Source organism: Acinetobacter sp. SK-43 (genome assembly GCF_015351505.1).
In the GTDB taxonomy this organism is placed as follows: domain Bacteria; phylum Pseudomonadota; class Gammaproteobacteria; order Pseudomonadales; family Moraxellaceae; genus Acinetobacter; species Acinetobacter junii.
The window spans coordinates 47286-56087 of record NZ_JADKPY010000068.1 but is presented as its reverse complement, the minus strand read 5'-3'; the positions used below and the strand labels follow the sequence as shown (position 1 = coordinate 56087).

The 8802-nt window shown below is 35.5% G+C and carries 7 protein-coding genes and 1 pseudogene; 3 read left to right on the top strand and 5 right to left on the bottom strand.

Translation table 11 applies throughout. The annotated features are described in order from the left end of the window. Positions 1 to 380: 380 nt before the first annotated feature. From IRT38_RS12895 to IRT38_RS12880, 3 genes and pseudogenes are all read right to left on the bottom strand, one after another. Positions 381 to 1091, bottom strand: coding sequence for a glutamine amidotransferase (locus IRT38_RS12895; RefSeq protein ID WP_194597935.1), 711 nt, complete (start codon positions 1089 to 1091; stop codon positions 381 to 383). Between the two features lie 149 nt (positions 1092 to 1240). Next, positions 1241 to 2374: pseudogene (gene eat / locus IRT38_RS12890) on the bottom strand (ethanolamine permease); the annotation flags it as partial. A gap of 281 nt (positions 2375 to 2655) precedes the next feature. Next, on the bottom strand, positions 2656 to 3621 hold the full coding sequence (locus IRT38_RS12880) for an alpha/beta hydrolase (RefSeq protein ID WP_194597933.1): 966 nt from the start codon (positions 3619 to 3621) through the stop codon (positions 2656 to 2658). A 159-nt stretch (positions 3622 to 3780) separates the two neighbouring features. On the opposite strand from IRT38_RS12880, the gene IRT38_RS12875 reads away from it, so the two are divergent. Together IRT38_RS12875 and IRT38_RS12870 are read left to right on the top strand one after the other, a co-directional pair. Then, positions 3781 to 5493, top strand: coding sequence for an AAA family ATPase (locus IRT38_RS12875; RefSeq protein ID WP_194597932.1), 1713 nt, complete (start codon positions 3781 to 3783; stop codon positions 5491 to 5493). 9 nt (positions 5494 to 5502) lie between these two features. Next, the gene (locus IRT38_RS12870) at positions 5503 to 5865 is read left to right on the top strand and encodes a 5-carboxymethyl-2-hydroxymuconate Delta-isomerase (RefSeq protein WP_194597931.1); all 363 of its coding nucleotides are present in this window, start codon (positions 5503 to 5505) and stop codon (positions 5863 to 5865) included. Between the two features lie 36 nt (positions 5866 to 5901). Here the strand turns inward: IRT38_RS12870 and thiM are convergent, their stop codons facing one another. Further along, positions 5902 to 6720, bottom strand: coding sequence for a hydroxyethylthiazole kinase (gene thiM, locus IRT38_RS12865; RefSeq protein WP_194597930.1), 819 nt, complete (start codon positions 6718 to 6720; stop codon positions 5902 to 5904). Positions 6721 to 6756: 36 nt separating this feature from the next. Next, the gene (locus tag IRT38_RS12860) at positions 6757 to 7917 is read right to left on the bottom strand and encodes a hypothetical protein (protein ID WP_194597929.1); all 1161 of its coding nucleotides are present in this window, start codon (positions 7915 to 7917) and stop codon (positions 6757 to 6759) included. Between the two features lie 337 nt (positions 7918 to 8254). On the opposite strand from IRT38_RS12860, the gene IRT38_RS12855 reads away from it, so the two are divergent. Continuing rightward, a complete protein-coding gene (locus IRT38_RS12855; protein ID WP_039907817.1) occupies positions 8255 to 8728 on the top strand; it encodes a DUF2147 domain-containing protein in 474 nt (157 codons plus the stop codon). Positions 8729 to 8802 lie beyond the last annotated feature (74 nt).

Sequence of the window (8802 nt, the reverse complement as noted above, 5' to 3'; positions counted from 1 at the left end):
AGTGGGGAATATCCCCCTTTTTTATATCCTAGATAGTTGCCTATCTTAAAATATCAATCAATCTTAATTTCCTGGATTTATGTGGTAAAAGTAAACTATTAAAGTTACTAATAAAAACACAGCAAGTGCTAGGTAGGTGTTAACTGTATGAAAGCTTTTAATAAATTTTAGGATGTTCATTTCTATACCACAACAAAAATAAGACAAAAATGTAATTTTTAATATACATTTCGATTATTATTGTAACTCTAACCAATTATTTTTCAATAATCGTTGTCATGAGAATTAAATAATTACGTGTATTAAATTGTTAATATTAATAATAGTTCTTATTTGTTAGATAAAATTAATATCTAATCAATACACAACGTAATCATGATTTAGCAAATTTGACATAAATATTGCTGAATAACCATAGAGCAACTTTGTTCTAACTTATCAGCATATAATTGATTATCTGTTCTTAGTTGTGAAATCGAAACGCCTGTTTGTCTTATTTCACAAGTATGACCGATTAACCATCGTTCGAAATTATCTTTATTAATTTCGATATGAAATTGTAATCCCAAAATATTCTTGCCAATTTGGAATGCTTGATTTGGGTAAAGTTCAGAGCTTGCGAGTAGCGTAGCTTCGTCTGGCAAATCAAAAGTATCTCCATGCCAGTGTAAAACATGAATATTTTCAAGAGGACTTAAAAGATTATTCTCTTTCTGATTTATTTTTAATTTATCCCAACCGATCTCTTTTGTATGACCAGCATAAACTTTTGCACCTAGAGCATAAGCAATCAATTGCGCGCCTAAACAAATCCCTATAGTAGGTTTGTTGTCTTTTAAGCGTTGTTTTAGTCCTTCTATTTCATGAATTAAAAATGGGTAATCTTCTGATTCATATACGCCAATTGGACCACCAAGGATAATCGTTAATCCTTCATAGTTTAGTGCTTGAGTTAGATCATCTACACCAGCCTCAAAATACCTTACTCTAAAACCTAATTGATAGAATACATCTTCAAGAGAGCCGAGGTCTTCAAACGCAAGATGTTGAATTGCATAAATTGTCTTTGGAAATGAAGTTCGGAGATTCATAAATTTGATTAAACTCTTTTATTAATTTTGATTGAATTTTTTATTCAACAAGCTGACCTTGTGATATTAACTGGTACACCAATCGGAAAGCAGTAAGCTGTATTGTAGCAAATCATGAAACTGATGTGACCAATAACCACCTTCTCTAAGACAACCTTTAAAATCAGTGCATCACCTTGTTTGGTCAATGACAGGAAGAAACCGATGATACCTGGGATAATAATTGCCAAATAAGGCGCTTTGTTTTTATTGGTCAATGATAAGGATGTAGGAAGATAACCAGCGCGTGATAATGCAAAAAATTGGCGAGAATAAGCATAAATAATGGAAAAGAAGCTTGCAATCAGTCCAGCTAAACCAACGAAATTAACAAAAGTTGCTAACCAAGAATCCTTACCATACACAGTAATGAGTGCATCAACTAAAGGGGCTCCAGAATTTTTTAATGTATCTGCACCTGCGGCACCAACACCTAAGATCAAAATCAGTAATGCGAAAGTCGTCAGGATCAACATTGCACCAATTAGTCCACGAGGGAGAGATTTCTGAGGTTCTTTTGCTTCTTCAGCTGCTAGAGGGACACCTTCAACGGCGAGAAAAAACCAGATGGCAAAAGGTACTGCTGCCCATATGCCTATATAGCCATTCGGTAAGAAGGCGTTTGCACCTGCTGCTGAAGTGGTAGATATATTAAAAAGATTAGAAAATTGGAAATGTGGCAGCATTGCTGCAATAAAAACAATCAATGCTAGAACTGCAATCGAAGTGATTGCAAAAATAATACTTAGCGCTTCACCAGCACCCTTTAAATGAATCCCCATAAAAATGAGATAACAGGCTAGATAAATCATCCACCCATTGATACCAAATAATGATTCACAATAAGCGCCAATAAACACAGCAATTGCATCAGGAGCGATTGCATATTCAATCAATATCGCTGTGCCTGTCAGGTATCCGCTGAAAGGTCAAAATGCTAAACGTGCAAAACTATATCCGCCACCTGCAGTTGGCATCATAGTCGACATTTCTGACATTGATAGGCATAAGCACAAATACATAATCGCAACTAAAATGGTGGCAATAAACATTCCGCCCCAACCACCTTGAGCTAGTCCAAAATTCCAAGCAGCGAAATCCCCTGAAATAACATAAGCTACACCGAGCCCAATCAATAACACCCAACCAACAGATCCTTGTTTAAGTTGGCGTTGTGAAAAGTATTCATCTGAGTTAATAGACGTATCATTTGCAGTAAATGAGGGAGATTTTGAGTGATTCATAAAACACTCCAAGAAGATTTATTCATCTTATGAACTGCAAAACTGATGCCTAAAATGTCGTTAGATGGGTTAGAAGAGTGTTTTTTATTCCATTTGGTAAAATATTTGGGGTTTTTATAAATTTATGGCTATTTTTTATACACTGAATTTGTTTGTTTTTAGCGCTGATGGCTTGGCTTTTTTTAGAAAATGCTAAAATTTGGTGCATTTTTAAATTGAAGCTGACCAAATCAGAACTAGTTCATAACTGCTCTGATTCAATCAGCCAAATATAAATATGATTATTGAATTTTTTGTTCTAACCATTGGAACAATTGTTGGTAAACGTTTTCACGAACAGGTGGCGCCGACAGAACAAGATCATGTAAACCATTATGAATTGCTAAAGTTTGTACATCACCTTTCATTTTCTTAGCATTGTGAATCATATCTTTCACATCAAGAATCACATCGCTTTGCTGCGCATCTATACCCCATTTTTTAGGATATTTAGATTGATGGGAATGCATGATCAGCGTTGGAATTTTCAAACTTACACCACGATGAATTTCTTTTTGCGCTTCATGAATCGCGTGAACGAAACACAAATGTACAAATGGCATAGATTTAGGTTTCCAATCTAAATTGAAATCCCACTCTCCATAAAAGTCTTTATGCAAACTTGGGGTATACCAAGGGTTTAGCCCACTTGGAAATTTGGCATTGGGTAAATGTTTACCTGCTTCACTTAATAGAGGAATACCGACTTTTTTCTCAATCACACTTTTATAAAAGTCATAAAATGGGCTATTTGCCCATAATGCTTTAATTAAACGATGATCAGGATAATGCGCAGCATATAAGGTTGAGATGAGTCCACCCGTTGAATGTCCTGCCAATAGAACTTGATTATGATTTTCTTTAGCGATCATCTCGAGTGCTTTACTGATTTCAGCATCATATTCTCTTAAATCAAGTACATAATACAATTTCTGATGCGGAAGCTTCGAACGACCATATTTTCTTAGGTCGAGCGCATAAAAGTCATAACCTTGTTGATTAAATTTTTCAGCCATTTCGGTTTGAAAAAAATAATCAGCAAAACCATGAATATACAAAACAGCTTTTTTTGTTGGGTTGTGGGCTTTTTTTCGAATTAATGTTGCCACGACTTTGCCATCGTAATCATCAGCAAAATTTAAAGTCAGTTGCTGATAATCCTCACCTAATATATCTGTTTGATATGTATGAAGGTTTGAAGTATTCATTGTTATAGATCGAGTCAAAATTCATTAGCAAACACATTAAATGAAAACTATAAGTTGTCAATCCAAATCTGCGACATTGGCAGTTCTCTAAACAGCTAGATTTTTATTTTTATTAAAAAATCGTTAAGCTATGTGCTGTTGTTTTTGACTGACGAAATTATGAAACAAGAAACTGCACTGAATATACTCAAAGCTGGGGAAAATGTTTTCCTAACAGGTTCAGCTGGTGCAGGTAAAACCTATACGCTCAATCAATACATCATGTACCTCAAGGCGCGTAAAGTTCCAGTAGCGATCACTGCATCTACTGGAATTGCCGCGACGCATATGAATGGTATGACTATTCATACTTGGGCAGGGATTGGAATTAAAGATAGCTTGAGTGATGATGATCTTAAGCGTATGAAAGAGCGTAAGTATTTAAAAGAACATTTAGAAAATGCTCAGGTTCTTATCATAGATGAAATTTCAATGCTGCACGCTAAGCAGCTAAATCTTGTTAATCAAGTCTTAAAATATTTTAAAGAAAGCGATGAGGCTTTTGGTGGCATACAAGTGATTGTTGCGGGAGATTTTTTCCAGTTACCACCCGTAGGTCGAAACGGTGAAGCCAACCGTGATAAATTTTCCTTTATGTCTGATGCATGGGTTGAAGCTAAATTTCGAGTTTGCTATTTAACCGAACAACATCGTCAAGACGATGAAATTCTTAACCAAATTTTAAACGCTATTCGTGCTCAAAGTATTCAAAATCACCATATCTCAGCATTGCAGCAGTCTAAACATCACGATATAGGTGAGACGTTTACACGACTTTATACACATAATATGGATGTTGATAACATTAATTATCAGCATTTGAATGAAATTGATAACGAGAGCCATCAATTCAATGCGGTTGTTGATGGAAATGAAAAACTGATTGAAACCTTGAAATCATCTGTTCGCGCTCCAGAAGAACTTACCTTGAAAAAGCATGCCAAAGTTATGTTTGTAAAAAACAATTTTGATATGGGATATATCAATGGAAGCTTGGGAGAGGTGATTGGCTTCGAGGAAGATGATACACAAGGGATCTTGCCAAAAGTTAAATTGACGGATGGAACAACATTATTGGTTGAGCCAGAAACATGGTCAATTGAAAATGAAGCAGGCAAAGTGATTGCAAGTTTTCAACAAATTCCATTGCGTCTAGCATGGGCGATTACGATTCATAAAAGCCAAGGAATGACTTTAGAAGCTGCCGAAATCAATCTTACCCATACTTTTGAAAAAGGTCAGGGGTATGTCGCGCTTTCGCGTTTAAAATCACTAACAGGTCTAAAACTTCTTGGATTTAATGAGCAAGCTTTAGAGTTGGATAGTTTAGCAATAAAAGCTGATCGCCGTTTTCAAGAGCTTTCGAGTGAGGCGGAAATCAACTTTGAACAGATGGATTTGACAACTCAACATAATGCCTTTATTCGACACTGTGGGGGAACTTTGAACCCGACCGAAATTAGTCGAAATGAGAAAAAATTAAGCAAAGGAGCTAAGCAAAATTATGCGGCTGCTACTTTGGATGAAACGAAGGCATTGTTTGAGGGTGGTTATGAAATTGAAGATATTGCTCACGAGAGAGGTTTGACTCCAGCTACCATCATCAATCATTTATCGCGCCTTCACAAAGAGCAAGGTTTGGATATTTCAGTTGCACATCCTGGTGATGAAGTTGTTGAGGAAGTTCGAAAAATCTATAAACGATTGAGCAAGCGTAAAAATCCAGAACATTTTACGGATGATGGCTCTATTAAATTACGCCCGATTGTTGAAGCAACTAGTCCGAGAATGGCTTATGATCAGGTGCGTTTAGCATTGTTATTTATAGAATAGGACGGCCATATGCCTCATATCATAGTGAACTATTCAGCTAACTTGATTGATTTAGATGAACTTCAATTATTAGAGCAAATTAATTCAACATTGCTTGATTCGAAGCAATTTGTCGAACAGGACATTAAGTCACGAATTTTCAAAGATCAGAGTTTTTTAATTGGTATAGATCTGCATTTAGAAGCATATATTCATCTCAAGTTATATCTGTTAAGTGGTCGAACTGCAGAACAGAAAAAGCAACTTGGTGAAGCACTTTTACAGGCACTTAAAATAAAAAAATATTTACAATCTGATTCAGATTTTAAAACACAAATTTGTGTTGAAGTTATTGATATAGATAAAGATAACTATTTTAAAGATGTCATTTGAAACTGGTTTTCAAATGACATCATAGATAACGTTATTCTAATTTAGAAGTTCAATATCGACATATTGCCGAATCAAATTATCATCCAACATATGTACATAATCTAAAAATGCGACATTGAAACTACCCACAGTCTGAGCATGTTCATACGCCAATTTTCCAGCTATAGCAAAATGTATATGGGATGCAAGTGCAGCAATTGTAGGCGTGCTTACAGCGTGATACGCAGCAGTCAATGCACCTAATGCACAGCCAGTTGCCGTTATTTTAGGTTGAAGATAGCAACCACCATTCACCTGAATCACTGTATTTAGTTGTTTTGAAATGATGAAATCGGATTCACCAGAAATCGCAATACACTCTGAATATTGCAATAAGCTTTTTGCTTGTTCATAAACATCTTGGCTGTTTAATGTGCTGTCTACACCTTTCGATTCTGTTTGATTACCAGCTAGGGTGCTAATTTCAGAAGCATTTGCCCGAATAATATTGGGTTTAAAGTTTAATAACTGGTCTACTGTCTCGCTCCGCCATCGCAAAACTGCTCCATAACCTACTGGATCAAGTACCCAAGGCGTTTGCTGCTGCTGTGCTGTCCGTGCAGAAATGAGCATCGCTTGCGTTTGTTCCGTCGTGGGGGTCCCAGTATTGATACTAAGCGCGGAACTAATTTTAGTGAATGCTTCAGTTTCAAAAGGATTGTCGATCATGGCTGGAGAAGCACCAGCAGCAAGCAAGATATTCGCAGTGTAATTCGTTGCAACGCTATTGGTGATACATTGAACAAGAGGGGCTTTGTCTTGTAAGGAATGCCAAGCCTCAATCACTTGATCAATAAGCTGTTGTTTTAAAGACATATCGAATCCTTACTTTATGAAACTAGTTGCTAAATTTTAGCGTGTAAAATAGTGGTCTTGATGTTTACATTGGCGACAAATCAACGAAACATAATCTTTTGCATCATAATCAACAGCAAGATCATTCGAACCACAATACATACAACGCTTTACTGAATAAAAATTTAAACGTGGTTCAATCTTGCGCCATGACTTCCAAATTGGTTGGAAAAAAATACTTTCATCATAACCAAGAAATTTAAATAACAAGACTTCACTCATTTTACTCAACGGAATGTTATGAGGCCTTGGTAAAGTGCTTGTTTCCCAACGCTCAGTTGTTGCTCGTTCTCGATACTGCTCTAAGGTTTTTTTCAAGAGATTAGTGTTAATAAACTTTTCATTTTTAACTTGTAGCGCTTTTTGCTTATACAAATATTCCAATGCAGTTTGAATCAAATAAAAGAGTTGACCAACAGCTAGATTTTCCATTAATCGATAGCAAAAGCCTTGAAAAGAGCGATTACCTGCAATTTGGATACCCCACGTACGACAGTAAAATTGCATAAACTGGACAATTTCTTGATATAAAACAAGATAAAGTGCATCTTTTACTTCATCTACTGTTTTAAATGGAAGGCCTAAACTTAAATTTTCGTAAAACCAATATCGAAGTTGCTGAGCAACACTGAATAAACTCGGATCAGAATAGCCATCAAGTCTTATATTTAAGTAAAAACTTTCTGTCTCGATACTTGAATCTGGAGATTTTAAGATTCCACTATTTAATAGCTCTTTAACAATTTGATTTTGAAATAAATAGTTTGGAGTAATCTCATGATACTTAATATTTTTCCAATGAATGAGTTCATCATGTTGAACATCTTCACGGGCATATCCATCAAGTAGACTTAATAAGAACAACTTATGAATAAAGCTGAGCTGATTCAAGCTGTAGATGACTTCGTCTTTAGCTTTGTATTTACGCAGTTCTTGAATTTTTGTTTGTTGTGTTTGTTTCTTACGCTGAGCTGTACATTGATCACAATGGCAATTTAACTTACTGCTACTTGTAAATACTCGATGTTGGCAATGGCTACATTCGTGAAATTGAATTTCTTGTGAATATTGTTCAGCCTCAACCCAATACATTGAAGCGTGGCATAAAGGGCAATGGCTACTTTCATCTAACTGTTTTTGTAGAATCTGTAATTCCATTGAATTATTACCTCTGAACCTCAAAACGGTAATTATACATGTAGAGCATAATCTATGATGTAAAGATTAAAATAGATTTACAACGATGAGATGAGTTGGATATTTGGCAATTATATTGAGGTGAAATTGAAGATATTCCGATTGGATAAAATCTCAAATGCTGTTGTTGAACAATATTAAAGTGTGAATCGGTTCTTATTAGTTTATCAATATGTGATTTTATTGAAAAATCTTCTAATTTTAAGCAATTAAATATGCTTAAGTCTGATTGACTGTTACTCAGCATTATAATAAATATGTATCTCAGATGGATCTATTTTGCATTACGGAGCGATTTATGCAAAAAAACTCACTCATGAAAGGACTCATGGGCATGTCATTAGCTTTATGCAGTTTGATGACTTTTGCAGCTACACCTGAAGGTTTTTGGAAAAGTATTGATGATCGAACTGGTGAACAACTTTCAATTATCGAAATAAAAAAGAAACCTGATAATACATATACTGGAACGATTGTGTATCGCTATCCAGTGCCAGGTGGAGCAGTATTGACGAACTGTGTTAAATGTCCTGAACCTTTTAAAAATAAACCAATTTTAGGACTGCAAATCGCTTGGGGTTTGAAAGAAGATCCTAAGAAACCGAATCAGTATATTGATGGTCGGGTCTTAGAGCCTAAAACTGGTAATATTTACAAAGGTAAAGCTCAGTTAAGTGCAGATGGTAAGCGTATGCGTATGAGAGGCTATATGGGCATCTCTGCACTAGGTCGTACGCAGGTATGGATTCGTACTGATAGCGCAAATCCATAATTTATACTTATTAGGAAAGCCCGAACAAAAATATCAGGCTTTTTTATTTGAATAAAATATTGAAATTATGTGAA

What these genes read in the sequence shown, in the direction of transcription:
- IRT38_RS12895 (WP_194597935.1), bottom strand. Translation starts at nt 1,091, where the DNA reads ATGAATCTCCGAACTTCATTTCCAAAGACAATTTATGCAATTCAACAT.
- IRT38_RS12880 (WP_194597933.1), bottom strand. Translation starts at nt 3,621, where the DNA reads ATGAATACTTCAAACCTTCATACATATCAAACAGATATATTAGGTGAG.
- IRT38_RS12875 (WP_194597932.1), top strand. Translation starts at nt 3,781, where the DNA reads ATGAAACAAGAAACTGCACTGAATATACTCAAAGCTGGGGAAAATGTT.
- IRT38_RS12870 (WP_194597931.1), top strand. Translation starts at nt 5,503, where the DNA reads ATGCCTCATATCATAGTGAACTATTCAGCTAACTTGATTGATTTAGAT.
- thiM (WP_194597930.1), bottom strand. Translation starts at nt 6,720, where the DNA reads ATGTCTTTAAAACAACAGCTTATTGATCAAGTGATTGAGGCTTGGCAT.
- IRT38_RS12860 (WP_194597929.1), bottom strand. Translation starts at nt 7,917, where the DNA reads ATGGAATTACAGATTCTACAAAAACAGTTAGATGAAAGTAGCCATTGC.
- IRT38_RS12855 (WP_039907817.1), top strand. Translation starts at nt 8,255, where the DNA reads ATGCAAAAAAACTCACTCATGAAAGGACTCATGGGCATGTCATTAGCT.